We start from the raw sequence: 15,224 nt of genomic DNA on the forward strand, positions 1-15,224 counted from the left end.
CGGCGAACGGCGATTATCTAGTCGTGGGCCCGACCCCGACGATCGTGAGCTTCGCCTTCCAGCCGTTGTTCAGCTTGCACACCGGCGGTGTCGTCGCGCTCGAAGCGCTGGCGAAGCCCGGCCGGGGTACGGCGCACCAGCTGCTCGCCGAAGCACGTCGCGAAGGCAGGCTGACCGACGTCGACATCGCACTGGCCGCCGACGCGACCCGGCAGGAAGCCGAGCACCACTCGCCGCTTCCCCTGCACCTGAACCTCACCGCGCCGACCCTGGCCGCCCCGGCCGAGTCGTTCGAGCCGCTGCTCAAGGCGCTCGCCGACGCCGGACGGCGGCCGCGTGAGGTCGTGCTCGAGATCGGGCCGCCGTTCTCGCGGCTCCCCGTCGACCAGATCTGCGCCGGCATGCGGAACCTCGGCGAGCTGGGCTTCCGCATGGCCCTCGACGGGCTCGGCCGCGGCGACCTGCCGTTGACGCTGCTCACGTCGGCCCCGGTCGACCTGGTCAAACTGGACCGCGGGCTGATCCGGCGGCTGAGCGACGACGACGCCGCGGTCGCGGTTGTCGAAGCGCTGCTGCACTACACGTCCAAAACCAGTCTCCGCCTCGTCGCCACCGGCCTCGAGACCGAAGCCCAACTCGCCGTCGCGCGCCGGCTCGGTATCCGGATCGCGCAAGGCACCCTGTTCGCCGAGGCCGGTCCCGAACCGGAGTGGCCGGGCGTCATCCCGGCCGTTCCGGACCCGCGAATCGAGGTGGCGGTGCCTGGGCCGCGGGTACGCGACTTCCTGCGCCCGGCGACCACCGTGCCGACCGGGGCGACCTGCGAGGACGTCCTCACTGTGCTCGCCGAGGAGAACGGCCCGACCGGCATCGTCGGGGTCGACGCGGCGAACCGGCCGCTGTGGTCGGTCGACCGGACCCGCTTCCTGGTCGCGGTCACCGGGCCGTACGGGCACGCCCTGCACGCGAAACGCCCCGCCGAGCGCCTCGCGGACTCACCGCACACCATCCGCGCGGACGCCGGCGCGCTCGAGTTCCTGGAGCTGGTCACCGACGCCGACTGGGGACGCACGGGCGACGACGTCGTGGTCATCGACCCAGCCGGCAAGTGCCTCGGGGTCGTGCTGGTGACCGACGTCGTGCGGGGGGTGGCCGAAGCGAAGGTCGAGGAGGCCGCGGCGCTCAACCCGCTCACCCGCCTGCCGGGCACGGACACGGTGGCCAGGGAGGTCGACCGCCGGATCAACGCCGGTGAGCCGTTCGTGGCCGCCTGGCTGGACGTCGACTCGTTCAAGAACGTCAACGACACGGCCGGGTTCGCCGCGGGTGACGACCTGATCCGTGTGCTCGGCCGGACGCTGACCGAGCTTTCGGCCGACCACCGCCGGATGGCCGTCAGCCATGTCGGCGGGGACGACTTCCTCATCGCCTGCGACGTCGACGAGATCGCCGCGATCGCCGGACGGCTGCTGGACACGCCGTGGTCGGCGGAAGGTCTGCAGGTGACGGTGTCGCTCGCGACACTGGTGTGCGGCACTGGCGCGATCGCTTCGTACCGCGAGGCTTCGCGCCTGCTCGCGCCGCTGAAGAAGCGGGCCAAGGCCGTGCCCGGGTCAAGCTGGGTGCTGGGAAGGCCCGGCTCGGACCGCGTCGAAGTGCTGCGCGGCATAACCCGGCAGACAGTGCCGGAGCGGCGCGAACTCAGCCGGCCGGCTTGATGAACCCCGATTCGTAGGCCTTGATCACCGCTTGGGTGCGGTCCCGCGCGCCCAGTTTGGCGAGGATGTTGCCGACGTGGGTCTTGACCGTCTGCAGACCGAGGAAAAGCTCGCTAGCGATCTCCACATTGGACAGTCCGGTGGCCACCAGCCGGAGCACCTCGCCCTCGCGTTCGGTCAGCGCGGCAGCCTTCAGCGCGTCACCGGCGGCACCGCGATTCGCGGCGAGACGGCGGATCGCGGCCGGGAACAGCAGCGACTCCCCGGACGCGACCGTCCGGATGGCGGTGATGATCTCCTCCGGCCGAGCCCGCTTGAGCAGGAAACCACTGGCTCCGGCGAGCAACGCGTCGTAGACGTAGTCGTCGTTTTCGAAGGTGGTCACCACGATCACCTTCGGCGGTTTATCCATTGTGGACATCAGGTGGGCGGTGGCCCTGATCCCGTCGACGGTCGGCATCCGCACGTCCATCAGCACGACGGCCGGGGTCAGGCGGGACACCAGCCCAGGCACCTCGGAGCCGTCCGCGGCCTCGCCCACCACCTCGAGGTCCGGCTCGGAGGCGATGATCGCCCGAAGCCCGGCCCTGATCAACTGTTCGTCGTCGACCAGCAGCACCCCGACGCTCATCGCGCGCTCCCCCACGGCAACCTCACCAGAACCTCCCAGCGGTCTTCGTTGCGTCCCGCGGACAGTTCACCACGCAAGACCTCGACGCGCTCCGCCATCCCGCGCAACCCGCGTCCGCCGCCGTCCCGGCCAGCCGGGACGTCCGCGCCGAGCGCATTACTGACCGCCAGCTCCAGACGCCGATCTCCCGCGACGACCCGCAGCGACACCGGCACCTTCCCCGCGTGCTTCAGCGCGTTGGTCAGGCACTCCTGCAGGATGCGGTAGGCCTCTCTCGACACCACCGGCGGAACGGAATCCAGCTCCCCGGACACCTCGGCGTCGACGTGGACACCGGCCAGCCGCGTAGCCGACAGCAGCGGCGGCAACCCCGCGAGGTCCGCCTGCGGCGCTTTGCCCGACGACTCCTCGCGGAGCAGCCCGAGCACGTGATCGAGCTCTTCGAGCGCGGACCTGGCCGACTCTTCGATCGCGAGCAGCGCCTGTTCGGTAAAGTCCGGATCAGTGCGCAGGGTGCGGCGTCCGGCGCCGGCCTGGATGGTGACGACGCTCAGCGCGTGGCCCACCGAATCGTGCAGCTCCCGCGCGAGCCGGTTGCGCTCGACCAGGCGATCGGTACGGCGTTCGAGCTGTTCGATCCGCTCGGCCGCGGACAGCCCGAGCAGCCGCGTCGCGATCTTCGTGAGCACCGCGCCGACGCCGTTCACGACGTAGACCAGCACGACGATCGAGAGCAACAGGACCAAGGGCAGCCACGCGCGGGGCCAGCCTGCCGACAGCCGGATCGGCTCCTGGGAGCTCACCGTGAACTTGCCGGTGAACGCGGCGGCGATCGAGAACGCGAACAGGGCCGGCAGCGCGAGGCTGAGGAAACTCACCACGCCGCCGACCCCGACGTGCAGGACGAACACCGCGCTGTGCCGCAGGCGGGCACGCCGGCCCTTCGCGGGGCCGAAAACGGTGTCGGGCACCGGGTCGTCGAGCAGTTCCCGCAGGGCCGCGCCTTCGAGCGCACGGACAGCGGGCAGGAACGACGTCAGCACGACAACCACGAACGCACTCAGCCCGCCGATGACCCCGGCCGTCCCGAGCGTGGCCACCAGCGGAACCGACGACGGCACCAGGATCGCGCCGAACAGCAGGTACGGCACGCTCAACGCGCCGCCCAGGATGAGGTAAACCCAGCGGCGATAGGTCACCCGATCGTGCACCGGGGCCAGCAACCGTCGCAGGAACATGCCCGCGATCATCGCACCCCCGGCCCCTCCGAACCTCCCTCCTCAGCGGGAGTGGGGGTGGCGCGGAGGGTTGTGTCAGGGATCCCTGCGGGAGGACGTCAGCGGAAGGTGCGGACGGCGGTGGCGGGGGCGAAGCCGTTGGCGAAGTTGCGCTGAACGGTGGCGGCTTCCTGCGCGCTGGGCTTCTCGTTCTTGCACGACGTGCCAGGCCCGTGACCGGACATCAGCTCACTGCAGGGCCCGGTGTAGTCGTCCGGCAGGCCGAGGTTGTGGCCGATCTCGTGGGCGGCGATGCGGGTGACGTCGTAACCCTCGGCGACCTGGGTGGAATCGAGGTAGATCTGCCCGTTCCCGTGGCCATCGGTGTTCGTATACGAGCCCTGCCCGTCGTTCGTCTCGTGGATGACGATCGTGGCGGACGAGTCGCGCTTCACAAGCTTCACATCGGTGACGGCCGCGTTCCAGTTCGCCGCACCCTGGTCGATCTGAGCGACGTAGTCCGGAGCGTCACTGGAGCTGTAGTACAACGTGGTGACAGACGCCGCATCGGCGCCGGGAGCGCTCAGCAGCTGCGCCCCGAGTGGCACCGTCAAAGCCATGGCCACGACCACAACCCGACCGATCCCGCGTACGTTCATCGTCTCTCCTTCGCCGGAATGCCTGCTTGTAAGGAAAACAACCAACCACAGTGCGCTGAGTCACGTTAGAACCCCACAACGCCCCCGGCCACCGTCGAAAGTACTGTCCACAGTGGACGGTTTTGGCCCGGGACGACTCGGGGGACGTTTCGTACAATTGATTTGCACGAAACGTCCCCCGAGCAAGTTGGGGACCCCAGCCGATGTGACACCCAGCACCAAAATGCCACTTAGGGGCCCTGAAGTGGCCGTCAGAGCAGGCTTTCGGACCGCAGGTGCGGAGGTTCGAGCACAAGTGAAACCACTGCTGAAACTCTGTGGCGCCACGCACGGAAAAGTGCAGTACCCTGGGAGAGAGGCCGGTACTGCGACCGCGTGTCGCACTGGCCGTGCCCGGCGCCCACCTCCCCCTCGGGTCGCCGCGGCAAAGGAGGCCCTCGGCGCCGCGACCCCCAGGCCGCGCCGGGGGCCTCCGCTTTTACCCGGGCACGTGCCACCGGATTGCGGCCCGAGTTGCGCGTGCACGCGGTCGTCGGCGGCGACTTTGGTCTACCGCTGGACAAATGGGCCTCCGGGCACGAGGACGAGTTCGTGGGCCTGATCACGGACGCCTGTCAGCTGCTGGCCGCTCGGGATGTCATCACCGCCGAGCAGGCTGCCGAATGGCAGATTCTGGACGGTGCCACCGTGCTGTGACGCGGCGTTGACGAACTGAGCGGTCCCGCCTGTTCTCATCTTGGGCGAGGCGCACATCAGGATTGTGCGTGGCACCTACCCGACGGCGCCATGGGGACAGTGGTGGTATTTCGGCTCGCACCGGAACGATGGCCGGCCCACCACGATCGCCATGCGTGCGCCCTGAAAAAGAAAAAGACCCCGTCCGGTGGACGGGGTCTTCGCTCGAACTCCGAGATCACATGGTGAAACCGAGGGCGCGCAGCTGCTCGCGGCCGTCGTCGGTGATCTTCTCCGGGCCCCACGGCGGCATCCAGACCCAGTTGATCCGGAAGTCGCTCACGAGGCCGCCGCTGGTCAGCGCGGACCGCGTCTGGTCCTCGATGACGTCGGTCAGCGGGCAGGCCGCCGAGGTCAGCGTCATGTCGATGGTCGCGGAGTTGTCCGCCTCCACCCGGATGTCGTACACCAGGCCGAGGTCGACGACGTTGATCCCGAGCTCGGGGTCGACCACGTCGCGCATGGCCTCCTCGACGTCTTCGAGGTTCGCGAGGTCGACCGCGGGCGCGGCCTGCTCCGGCAGGTCGGCGGCCGTGCGCCCCTCGCGGGACACCTCGACCGTGCTCGTCTCGTCAGTCATGAAGTCTCCACTCCGGCGGCACTACGGGCCACCGCGTCTTTGAATGCCATCCAGCCGAGCAGTGCGCACTTCACCCGTGCCGGGTACTTCGCCACGCCCGCGAACGCGATGCCGTCTTCCAGCACGTCCTCGTCCGGCTCAACCTTGCCACGGCCCTGCATCAGCTCGACGAAGGCGTCCATGGTGGTGAACGCCTCCTCCACTGTGTGCCCGACGACGAGGTCCGTCAACACCGACGTGGACGCCTGGCTGATCGAACAGCCCTGGCCCTCGTAGGAGATGTCGGAGACCTTGCCGTCGTCGAGCTTCACCCGGAGGGTGACCTCGTCGCCGCAGGTCGGGTTGACCTGGAACGACTCGGCGTCGAACGGCTCACGCAGGCCACGGCCGTGCGGGTGCTTGTAGTGGTCCAGGATGATCTCCTGGTACATGCTCTCGAGATTCATCAAGCCACCCCGAAGCTCGTGACACCAAAGAAGCGCTGCGCCTCGCGGATCCCCGCCACCAGGGCGTCCACTTCGGCCAGTGTGTTGTAGATGTAGAACGACGCGCGCACGGTCGCCGGGACCGAGCACGCCCGGTGCAGCGGCCACGCGCAGTGGTGGCCGACGCGCACGGCGATGCCGAGGCTGTCGAGCACCTGGCCGGCGTCGTGCGGATGCACCCCGTCGATCACGAACGACACCAGGCCACCGCGGTCGGCCATGTCCGTCGGGCCGATGATCCGCACGCCGGGGATCTCGCTGATCCCGGCTATCGCGGCCTCGGTGAGCAGGTGCTCGTGCGCGGCGACGCGGTCCATGCCGATCGCCGAGAGGTAGTCGACGGCCGCACCGAGGCCGACGGCCTGGGAGATCATCGACGTGCCCGCCTCGAACCGCTGCGGCGGCGGAGCGAACGTCGTGCCCTCCATGCGGACCATTTCGATCATCGAGCCGCCGGTCAGGAACGGCGGCATCGCCACGAGCAGCTCGGCGCGCCCGTAGAGCACGCCGATCCCGTTCGGGGCCAGCATCTTGTGCCCGGAGAAGACGGCGAAGTCGACCCCGAGATCACGGAAGTCGACACTGAAGTGCGGCACCGACTGGCACGCGTCCAGCACGGTCAGCGCGCCGACCTTCTTCGCCGCGGCGACCAGCGGCGCAACCGGGTTGATCGTGCCGAGCACGTTGGACTGGTGCGCGAACGCGACCACCTTCGTGCGCTCGGTGATCAGCTCGTCGATGTCCGAGAGGTCGAGCCTGCCCTCGGGGGTGATCTTGAACCACTTCAGCGTCGCGCCGGTGCGCTGGCACAACTGCTGCCAGGGCACCAGGTTCGCGTGGTGCTCCATCTCGGTGATGACGATCTCGTCGCCGGGGCCGACCACAAAGCGCGCGGCTTCGGGGCCGGCTGTCGCGGCGTTGCTCATCGCGTACGCGACAAGGTTGATGCCCTCGGTGGCGTTCTTGGTGAACACCAGCTCCTCCGGGGAGGTCCCGACGAACTCGGCGACCCGCGCGCGGGCCTCCTCGTAGGCGTCGGTGGCCTCTTCGGCGAGCTGGTGCGCGCCGCGGTGCACCGACGCGTTCGAGGTGTCGAGGAACCGCCGCTCCGCGTCGAGCACCGGCGTCGGCCGCTGCGAGGTTGCGCCGGAATCCAAGTACACCAACGGTTTCCCGTCCCGGACAGTCCGGGAGAGGATGGGGAAGTCGGCCCGCAACGCGGCCACGTCCAAAGGTGTCCCCAAGGGGACAGAGTTAGCCAGGCCGTTTGCTGTGGTGGTCATCGGGCCGACTCCTCTCGGTGTAGTTCATGGATCCCAGGAGACCCGGGAAAGATCAGACGGCTGCGGCGCCGACGTACTTCACGTAGCCGTTTTCCTCGAGCTCGTCAGCCAGTTCAACGCCGCCGGACTCCACGATCTTCCCGCCGGCGAACACGTGGACGAAGTCCGGCGTGATGTGCTTGAGGATGCGCGTGTAGTGCGTGATCAGCATGACGCCGACCTCGTTCGCGGCCTTGTACTGGTTGACTCCCTCGGAGACGACCCGCAGCGCGTCGACGTCGAGGCCGGAGTCGGTCTCGTCGAGGATCGCGATCTTCGGCTTGAGGATCGACAGCTGCAGGATCTCGTGGCGCTTCTTCTCACCACCGGAGAAACCTTCGTTCACACTGCGGTCGGCGAACTCGGACGAGATCTCGAGCTTGCCCATCTCCTCCTTGACCTCCTTGACCCACGTGCGGAGCTTGGGGGCTTCGCCGCGGACCGCGGTGGCGGCGGTGCGGAGGAAGTTCGACATCGAGACGCCCGGGACCTCGACCGGGTACTGCATGGCCAGGAAGAGACCGGCGCGGGCGCGCTCGTCCACGGTCATCTCGAGTACGTTCTCGCCGTCGAGCAGCACCTCGCCCGAGGTCACGGTGTACTTGGGGTGACCGGCGATCGCGTAGGACAGGGTGGACTTGCCGGAACCGTTGGGGCCCATGATCGCGTGGGTCTCGCCCCCGCGGATCGTCAGGTTCACGCCCTTGAGGATCTCCTTGTCACCCTCGTCGGTGATGACCGACGCGTGCAGGTCCTTGATTTCCAGGGTTGCCATATCTTCTTCGTTTCCTAAGAGTCTGGGAACGCGCTCAGGCGTTGACGGCTTCGAGTTCGGCTTCGATCGCGGCCTGCAGGCGCTCGCGCACCTCGGGGATGTCGATCTTCGCCAGGATCTCGTGGAAGAATCCGCGAACCACCAGCTGACGCGCCTGCTGCTCGTCGATCCCGCGTGACTGCAGGTAGAACAGCTGCTCGTCGTCGAACCGGCCGGTCGCGCTGGCGTGGCCGGCACCGGTGATCTCGCCGGTCTCGATCTCGAGGTTCGGGACCGAGTCGGCGCGCGCACCCGAGGTCAGCACGAGGTTGCGGTTCACCTCGTAGGTCTCCGTGCCCTCGGCCGCCGCGCGGATCAGCACATCGCCGATCCAGACGCCATGGGCACCTTCGCCCTGCAGCGCGCCCTTGTACATCACGTTGGACTTGCAGTTCGGCTCCGCGTGGTCCACGAAGAGCCGGTGCTCCTGGTGCTGGCCGGCGTCGGCGAAGTACAGGCCGAGCATCTCGACGTCGCCGCCGGGACCGGCGAAGGTCGCCGTCGGGCTGACGCGGACCACATCACCGCCCAGGGTGACGACGATGTGCCGCAGGCTCGCGTCGCGGCCGAGCCGCAGGTGCTGCTCGGAGACGTGCACCGCGTCGTCGGCCCAGTCCTGGACGCTGACGACGGTCAGCCGCGCCGAGTCGCCGATGACGAACTCGACGTTGTCGGCGTAGGTACCGGAGCCCACGTGGTCGAGCACGATCGCGGCTTCCGCGAACGCCTCGGCGCGCACCTGGACGTGTCCGTACGCGAGCTTGCCTTCGCCAGGGCCGGTGATCCGGATGACCGACGGCTTCGACGCCTTGGTCTCCTTCGGCACCGTGACGACGGTGGCGGAGACGAACGTCGAGAACGCCTGCGCGGCGATCCGGTCACTCGGCTTGCCCGCTTCACCGAGGCGCTTGTCGCCGCGGGCGACGGTCTCGACGGTGACCTCGGGCGCGGGGTCGGCGTCCACCGTCACCTCGCCGGTCGCGTCGGGACCCTCGTGCAGCTTGTGGAGGCGCTTCATCGGGGTGAAGCGCCAGTTCTCCTCACGGCCGCCGGGGACCTCGAAGGCCTCGACGTCATAGGAGGCGAACCGCTCCGCGCGGGAGGATGCCGGAACGACACCCTCCCGCACGGCGCCGGAAACATTGTTCTCAGCCACCGTCATCAGCCGACGGACCCTTCCATCTGGAGCTCGATCAGGCGGTTGAGTTCGAGCGCGTACTCCATCGGCAGCTCGCGCGCGATGGGCTCGACGAACCCGCGCACGATCATCGCCGTGGCCTCTACCTCGGTCAGACCGCGGGACATCAGGTAGAACAGCTGGTCACCGCTGACCTTCGAGACCGTGGCCTCGTGTCCCATCGACACCTCGTCGTTGCGGATGTCCACGTACGGATACGTGTCCGAACGGGAGATCGTGTCGACGAGCAGCGCGTCGCAGACCACGCTGGAGCGCGAGTGGTGCGCCCGCTTGGCGATCTTGACCAGGCCGCGGTAGGAAGTCCGGCCACCGCCACGCGCCACCGACTTCGACACGATCGTCGAGGAGGTGTGCGGCGCGAGGTGCTCCATCTTGGCGCCGGCGTCCTGGTGCTGGCCCTCACCGGCGAAAGCGACCGAGAGGACTTCGCCCTTGGCGTGCTCGCCCATCAGGAAGACCGACGGGTACTTCATGGTCACCTTGGAGCCGATGTTGCCATCGATCCACTCCATGGTCGCGCCCTCTTCGCACTTGGCGCGCTTGGTGACCAGGTTGTACACGTTGTTCGACCAGTTCTGGATGGTCGTGTAGCGGCAGCGGGCGCCCTTCTTCACGATGATCTCCACGACCGCCGAGTGCAGCGAGTCGGACTGGTAGATCGGCGCGGTGCAGCCCTCGACGTAGTGCACGTAGGCGTCTTCGTCGACGATGATCAGGGTCCGCTCGAACTGGCCCATGTTCTCGGTGTTGATCCGGAAGTACGCCTGCAGCGGGATGTCCACCTTGACGCCCTTGGGCACGTAGATGAACGAGCCACCGGACCACACGGCCGTGTTCAGCGCGGAGAACTTGTTGTCCCCGGCCGGGATGACCGAACCGAAGTACTCCTTGAAGAGCTCCGGGTGCGTCTTCAGCGCGGTGTCGGTGTCCAGGAACAGCACGCCCTGGGCCTCGAGGTCCTCACGGATCGAGTGGTACACGACCTCGGACTCGTACTGCGCGGCGACACCGGCGACCAGTCGCTGCTTCTCCGCCTCGGGGATGCCGAGCCGGTCGTAGGTGTTCTTGATGTCCTCGGGCAGGTCTTCCCAGCTGGTGGCCTGCTTCTCACTGGACCGGACGAAGTACTTGATGGTGTCGAAATGGATCCCGGACAGGTCCGCGCCCCAGTTCGGCATCGGCTTCAACTCGAAGAGCTTGAGTGCCTTGAGACGGGTTTCACGCATCCACTCGGGCTCTGACTTCTTGTCCGAGATGTCGACCACGACATCCTCGTTCAAGCCTCGACGGGCGCTGGCGCCCGCGGAGTCTGAGTCGGCCCAGCCATACGCGTACTTGCCAAGGGAGTCGATGGTCTCTTCTTGGCTCAGCGGCGCTGTGGTGGGAGTGCGCTGCTCGGCAGCGGCAGTCATTCGGGTTTCCCTCCATTCGGGATCCGTGCGGTTCGCCCGGAGGGCCGCGGCTTTGCCGCCCTCGAAGGCTCTGTGCTCCCCGGCTCTGGTTCAGCCGGGATACCTGTCGCCGAGGCGACCGGTACGTGTGTGGTGCACGCGTTGTCGCCGCGTGCGATCGTCGCCAGCCGCTGCACGTGGGTGCCGAGCAGCCGGGCGAACGCCTCGGTCTCGGCTTCGCACAGCTGCGGGAATTCCGCGGCCACGTGAGCGACCGGGCAATGGTGCTGGCAGAGTTGCTCGCCGGCGCCGACCTGACGGGTCGACGCAGCGTAACCCTCCCTGCTCAAAGCGGTTGCGAGGGCCTCGGCTCGCGCGGCCGGGTCTTCCTGGCTCAAAATGGCTTCGGTGTGCGGACCGATCAGGGCCGCCACGCGCCGCTCGGCGAAGGCCCGGACCGCGTCTTCGCCGGCGTGCTCGGCCAGGAAGCGGATCGCGGTGACGGCGAGGTCGTCGTAGGCGTGGCCGAACCGGGCGCGGCCGGACTCGGTGAGGGCGAACATCTTCGCCGGGCGGCCGCGGCCGCGGGGACCGCGCTGGGTCGAGTCGCGGGTCTCGGCCTCACCGTCGGCGAGCATCGCGTCGAGGTGGCGGCGGACCGCCGTCGGGCTGATGTTCAGCTGCTCGGCGACCACGACCGCGGCCATCGGGCCCTGCTCCAGCAGCAGCCTCGCCACCTGGTGGCGGGTCCTGCCGTCGACATGGGATTGACCACTGTTTTGGGCCCTGACCTGGGACTCTGCCTGGGCGGGAACGTCCACCAGCGGCGCGCGGCGAAGATCGCCGTCCGCGAGCTGAGAGGTTCCCACCTTTTTCACAACATAAGTGTGTCTTATTTCGGCTCGAAGGGCAAAGGGAGGGCAGGCGACGGTGACCCGAGTCACGGTGACAGCGAGTGGTTACCCTTTGGCGATGGCTATCGGCGAGCATCCCGCACCGCGGGACGAGGACGTGTCCGCCGTCCTGCCGTCACCCGTCCGCCCGGCTCTCGCCGAGCCGCTGAACGACGAAGAACACCACGCGCTCAACGTCGTCCGCCGGTTCGGCACGTTCGGCGCGCTCCTGCTGGCCTTCGGCGCGCTCGGCGCGGGCGCCGCCCCGGTGCTCAACCCGGTCCAGGACATCCCGGTGCTGCGGTTGTTCGTCCGGATCCCGACCGTCTCACTGGCCATCGCCTTCGCCGGGATGGGGATACTGGTGATCGCGTGGCTGATGCTGGGCCGGTTCGCCCGGCCGGCCCGCGCGCGCCTGGCGACGCAGGGCCAGCTCAGCCGAACGCTGGTGATGTGGCTGGTCCCACTTCTGTTCGTCCCGCCGCTGTTCTCCCGCGACGTCTACAGCTACCTGGCACAGAGCGAGATCGTGCGCCGCGGACTGGACCCGTATTCCCTCGGCCCGGCGCAGGCGCTCGGCATCGGCGACCCGCTGACCATGGGCGTGTCGAACATGTGGCGGGACACCCCCGCGCCGTACGGTCCGCTGCTGCTCAAGCTCGGCAGCTGGCTGGCGCCGATCGCGGGCAACAACATCGTCGACGGGGTGCTGCTGCAGCGCGGGCTCGCGCTCGTCGGCGTCGTGCTGATCATCTGGGCGCTGCCGAAGCTGGCCCGGCGGTTCGGCGTGCAGCCCGTCACCGCGCTCTGGCTCGGCGCCGCCAACCCGCTGCTGATCTTCCATTTCGTGGCGGGCGCGCACAACGACGCGCTGGCGATCGGCCTGATGGTCGCCGGGCTCGAGCTGGGCATCCGGCGGCTGCCGGTGCGCGTCGCCGGCGACTCGCCGCCGCCGCTGGCCAAGGGCGAGCTGCTGTTCATCGCGATCGGTGTCACGGTCATCACACTCGGAGTCGCGGTGAAGCTGCCCGCGTTGCTCGCGCTGCCGTTCTTCGCGGTGATGGTGGCCAGGCGCTGGCACGGCAGGCTGAGCGACCTCTTCCGCGTCGGCGTTCCGATGGCGCTGGTGTTCGGCGTGGTACTGGTCGCCGCGTGCGAGGGCACCGGGCTCGGGTTCGGCTGGATCGGCGCGCTCGGTACGCCCGGGCTGGTCCGCTCGTGGATCTCGCCCACCGCCGAGCTGGCGAACCTCGGCGGCGTGCTCGGAATCGCGCTCGGCATGGGCAACCACACGAACCAGATGGTGCCGATCTTCGGCATCCTCGGTTACCTCCTGGCCGGCGCGATCACGCTGAAGTTCCTGTGGGACAGCTTCAAATGGCGCTACCGGCCGATGATCGGGCTGGGCGTGTCACTGGGCGCGGTGATGATCCTGCAGATCGCGCTGCAGCCCTGGTATGTGCTGTGGGCGGTGATCCCGCTGGCGGCGTCCGCGGGGACGTCGCGGTTCCGCGTCGCGGCGACGATCCTCAGCGCCGCGATGCCGTTCCTGCTGCCCCCGACCGGCAGCACCTTCGACGGCCGGTCGTACGTGCTGCCGTACGCCTACGCCGCCGCGATCGTGGTCGTCGCGCTCGCCGTGCTGGTCGTCCGGCGGAGCGCGCCGCTGCTCCTGACCCGGCACAAGGACCTGCCCGAACATCTGGCCCCGGCGTGACGCCGTATCGTTGAGCGCCGTGAGTGTTCCCGCCGTTGAGATCGCCGGTCTGGTGAAGCGTTACGGCTCCACCACCGCCGTCGACGGCCTCGACCTGCGGATGGCGCGCGGCCGGGTGCTGGCCCTGCTCGGACCGAACGGCGCGGGCAAAACCACGACCGTCGAAATCTGCGAAGGCTTCCGGAAAGCCGACGCCGGCACGGTGCGGGTGCTGGGTCTCGACCCGGTCCGTCAAGGTGCCGAACTGCGGCCGCGGATCGGTGTCATGCCGCAGGGCGGCGGCGCGTACCCGGGCGTGCGCGCCGAGGAAATGCTGCGGCTGGTGGCCTCGTGCGCCGCGAGCCCGCTGGACCCGGCGTGGCTGCTGAACGTCCTCGGCCTCGATTCGGCGAAGCGCACCCCGTTCAAACGGCTCTCCGGTGGCCAGCAGCAGCGGCTTTCGCTGGCGTGCGCGCTAGTCGGGCGGCCCGAGCTGGTCTTCCTCGACGAGCCGACGGCCGGGATGGACCCACAAGCCCGCAGGCTCGTCTGGGAGCTGCTCGGCGCGCTGCGGTCCGACGGGGTCAGCGTGTTGCTCACCACACATCTGATGGAAGAGGCCGAAGCGCTCGCCGACGACGTCGTGATCGTCGACGGCGGCCGCGTCATCGCCGAAGGCTCCCCCAGCTCACTGACCGCGGAGACAGCGGACGTGGCGCAGCTGCGGTTCAAGGCGCAGGCACGGCTCGACACGGACTTGTTGGCTGCCGCGCTGCCCGAGGGGTACCTCGTGCGCGAGTCCGCGCCGGGTGCGTACCTCGTCGAGGGCCGCGTCGACCCGCAGGTCGTGTCGACGGTCACGGCGTGGTGCGCGCAACAGGGCGTGCTGGCCGAGGAACTCCACGTCGGCAGGCGGGACCTCGAAGAGGTCTTCCTGGAACTGACCGGACGGGAGCTCCGCACGTGACCGCACCACGGTTCGCCCCCGGCACGTTCACCCCGGCGCCCGGGCGGGCGAAACTCGGCAAGATGCTGTTCGCGCACGCCAAGATCGAGGCGAGCCTGACCCTGCGGCACGGCGAGCAGGTGCTGCTCACGCTGTTGATCCCGCTGGCCGTGCTGATCGGGCTGAGCAAGCTCGACCTGCTGTCCGCGAGCACGCTCGGCTCGGTGTCCAAAGTGGACTGGGTGACGCCGCGGGTGCTGGCGCTGGCCGTGATGTCGTCGGCGTTCACCGGGCAGGCCATCGCACTCGGCTTCGATCGCCGTTACGGGGTACTGAAAAGGCTGTCGACAACGGCTCTTCCGCGCTGGCTGCTCGTCGCCGGGCGCGTGGTGGCCACGCTGGTCGTCGTCGGGCTGCAGGCCGTCATCCTCGGACTGGTCGCCGCGCTGCTGGGCTGGCGGCCGTCGATCGGCGGGTTGGCCGCGGGTGTGGTGTTCCTCGTCGTCGGCACGTTGAGCTTCGGCGCGCTCGGCGTGCTGCTCGGCGGGTCGCTGCGCGCGGAAGCCGTGCTGGCGCTGGCGAACATCATCTGGCTAGTGCTGCTGTTCGCCGGAGGCATCCTGCTCGCGCCGTCGACCATGCCCACCGGCCTGCACGACTTCGTCCTGCTGCTGCCGTCCGGCGCCCTCGCGGAAGGCCTCCGCGCCGCCTTCGTCGACGGCACCTTCGCCTGGGGCCCAGTGGCTGTGCTCGCCGCGTGGGCCGTGGTCGCCGGAGCCGTGGCCACCCGGACGACGAAGCTCACGTAGCAGGACTCGCGAGTTTGCCCTCTGTGCACGCGACTACGCCGCCTACACACGTGAGTCCACCGTCCACGAACGTTCAACTCACGTCGCCCGACGACCAACTCGCGTGAGTGGCCGGCCAACTCGTGTAGCC

At 68.8% G+C, this 15,224-nt stretch carries 15 protein-coding genes; 5 read left to right on the top strand and 10 right to left on the bottom strand.

All coding sequences use genetic code 11. From position 1 onward, the window contains the following. The first annotated feature begins 23 nt into the window (after positions 1–23). On the top strand, positions 24–1,718 hold the full coding sequence (locus JWQ81_RS13095; protein WP_297541093.1) for a GGDEF domain-containing protein: 1,695 nt from the start codon (positions 24–26) through the stop codon (positions 1,716–1,718). On the opposite strand, the gene JWQ81_RS13100 is transcribed toward JWQ81_RS13095, so the two are convergent. The 3 genes from JWQ81_RS13100 to JWQ81_RS13110 form a co-directional block, all read right to left on the bottom strand. After that, entirely contained in the window at positions 1,702–2,349 is a 648-nt protein-coding gene (locus JWQ81_RS13100) for a response regulator transcription factor (protein WP_297541095.1), read from the bottom strand. The genes JWQ81_RS13095 and JWQ81_RS13100 overlap by 17 nt on opposite strands. Then, the gene (locus JWQ81_RS13105) at positions 2,346–3,587 is read right to left on the bottom strand and encodes a histidine kinase (protein ID WP_297541097.1); all 1,242 of its coding nucleotides are present in this window, start codon (positions 3,585–3,587) and stop codon (positions 2,346–2,348) included. Before JWQ81_RS13105 ends, JWQ81_RS13100 begins: the two co-directional genes overlap by 4 nt. Positions 3,588–3,685: 98 nt before the next feature. Then, entirely contained in the window at positions 3,686–4,225 is a 540-nt protein-coding gene (locus JWQ81_RS13110; protein ID WP_297541100.1) for a snapalysin family zinc-dependent metalloprotease, read from the bottom strand. A 501-nt stretch (positions 4,226–4,726) separates the two neighbouring features. On the opposite strand from JWQ81_RS13110, the gene JWQ81_RS13115 reads away from it, so the two are divergent. After that, a complete protein-coding gene (locus JWQ81_RS13115; RefSeq protein WP_297541102.1) occupies positions 4,727–4,921 on the top strand; it encodes a hypothetical protein in 195 nt (64 codons plus the stop codon). 217 nt (positions 4,922–5,138) lie between these two features. On the opposite strand, the gene JWQ81_RS13120 is transcribed toward JWQ81_RS13115, so the two are convergent. Genes JWQ81_RS13120 through JWQ81_RS13150 form a run of 7 tightly spaced genes read right to left on the bottom strand, consistent with a single transcriptional unit; the run spans position 5,139 to position 11,628 of the window. After that, positions 5,139–5,540, bottom strand: coding sequence for a metal-sulfur cluster assembly factor (locus JWQ81_RS13120; RefSeq protein ID WP_297541104.1), 402 nt, complete (start codon positions 5,538–5,540; stop codon positions 5,139–5,141). After that, entirely contained in the window at positions 5,537–5,986 is a 450-nt protein-coding gene (sufU, locus tag JWQ81_RS13125; RefSeq protein WP_297541106.1) for a Fe-S cluster assembly sulfur transfer protein SufU, read from the bottom strand. Before sufU ends, JWQ81_RS13120 begins: the two co-directional genes overlap by 4 nt. After that, positions 5,986–7,308, bottom strand: a complete 1,323-nt coding sequence (locus JWQ81_RS13130; protein ID WP_297541108.1) for a cysteine desulfurase — start codon at positions 7,306–7,308, stop codon at positions 5,986–5,988. The genes sufU and JWQ81_RS13130 overlap by 1 nt, the downstream gene beginning before the upstream one ends. A 52-nt stretch (positions 7,309–7,360) precedes the next feature. Then, positions 7,361–8,122 (bottom strand): Fe-S cluster assembly ATPase SufC, encoded by a 762-nt coding sequence (sufC, locus tag JWQ81_RS13135; protein WP_297541110.1) that lies wholly within the window; start codon positions 8,120–8,122, stop codon positions 7,361–7,363. A gap of 34 nt (positions 8,123–8,156) precedes the next feature. Continuing rightward, positions 8,157–9,323, bottom strand: coding sequence for a Fe-S cluster assembly protein SufD (gene sufD / locus JWQ81_RS13140; protein WP_297541112.1), 1,167 nt, complete (start codon positions 9,321–9,323; stop codon positions 8,157–8,159). After that, a complete protein-coding gene (sufB, locus tag JWQ81_RS13145; RefSeq protein ID WP_297541114.1) occupies positions 9,323–10,771 on the bottom strand; it encodes a Fe-S cluster assembly protein SufB in 1,449 nt (482 codons plus the stop codon). Before sufB ends, sufD begins: the two co-directional genes overlap by 1 nt. Beyond that, the gene (locus JWQ81_RS13150; protein WP_297541116.1) at positions 10,768–11,628 is read right to left on the bottom strand and encodes a metalloregulator ArsR/SmtB family transcription factor; all 861 of its coding nucleotides are present in this window, start codon (positions 11,626–11,628) and stop codon (positions 10,768–10,770) included. Before JWQ81_RS13150 ends, sufB begins: the two co-directional genes overlap by 4 nt. A gap of 94 nt (positions 11,629–11,722) precedes the next feature. Here JWQ81_RS13150 and mptB point away from each other — a divergent pair, with 94 nt between their 5' ends. From mptB to JWQ81_RS13165, 3 genes are all read left to right on the top strand, one after another. Continuing rightward, entirely contained in the window at positions 11,723–13,360 is a 1,638-nt protein-coding gene (gene mptB / locus JWQ81_RS13155) for a polyprenol phosphomannose-dependent alpha 1,6 mannosyltransferase MptB (protein WP_297541118.1), read from the top strand. A 19-nt stretch (positions 13,361–13,379) separates the two neighbouring features. Then, positions 13,380–14,306, top strand: a complete 927-nt coding sequence (locus tag JWQ81_RS13160) for an ABC transporter ATP-binding protein (protein WP_297541120.1) — start codon at positions 13,380–13,382, stop codon at positions 14,304–14,306. Positions 14,307–14,368: 62 nt separating this feature from the next. Continuing rightward, positions 14,369–15,094, top strand: a complete 726-nt coding sequence (locus JWQ81_RS13165; RefSeq protein ID WP_297541151.1) for an ABC transporter permease — start codon at positions 14,369–14,371, stop codon at positions 15,092–15,094. The last annotated feature ends 130 nt before the right edge of the window (positions 15,095–15,224 follow it).

Origin of the sequence: Amycolatopsis sp. (assembly GCF_025464955.1) — a bacterium.
Classification (GTDB): Bacteria; Actinomycetota; Actinomycetes; order Mycobacteriales; family Pseudonocardiaceae; genus Amycolatopsis.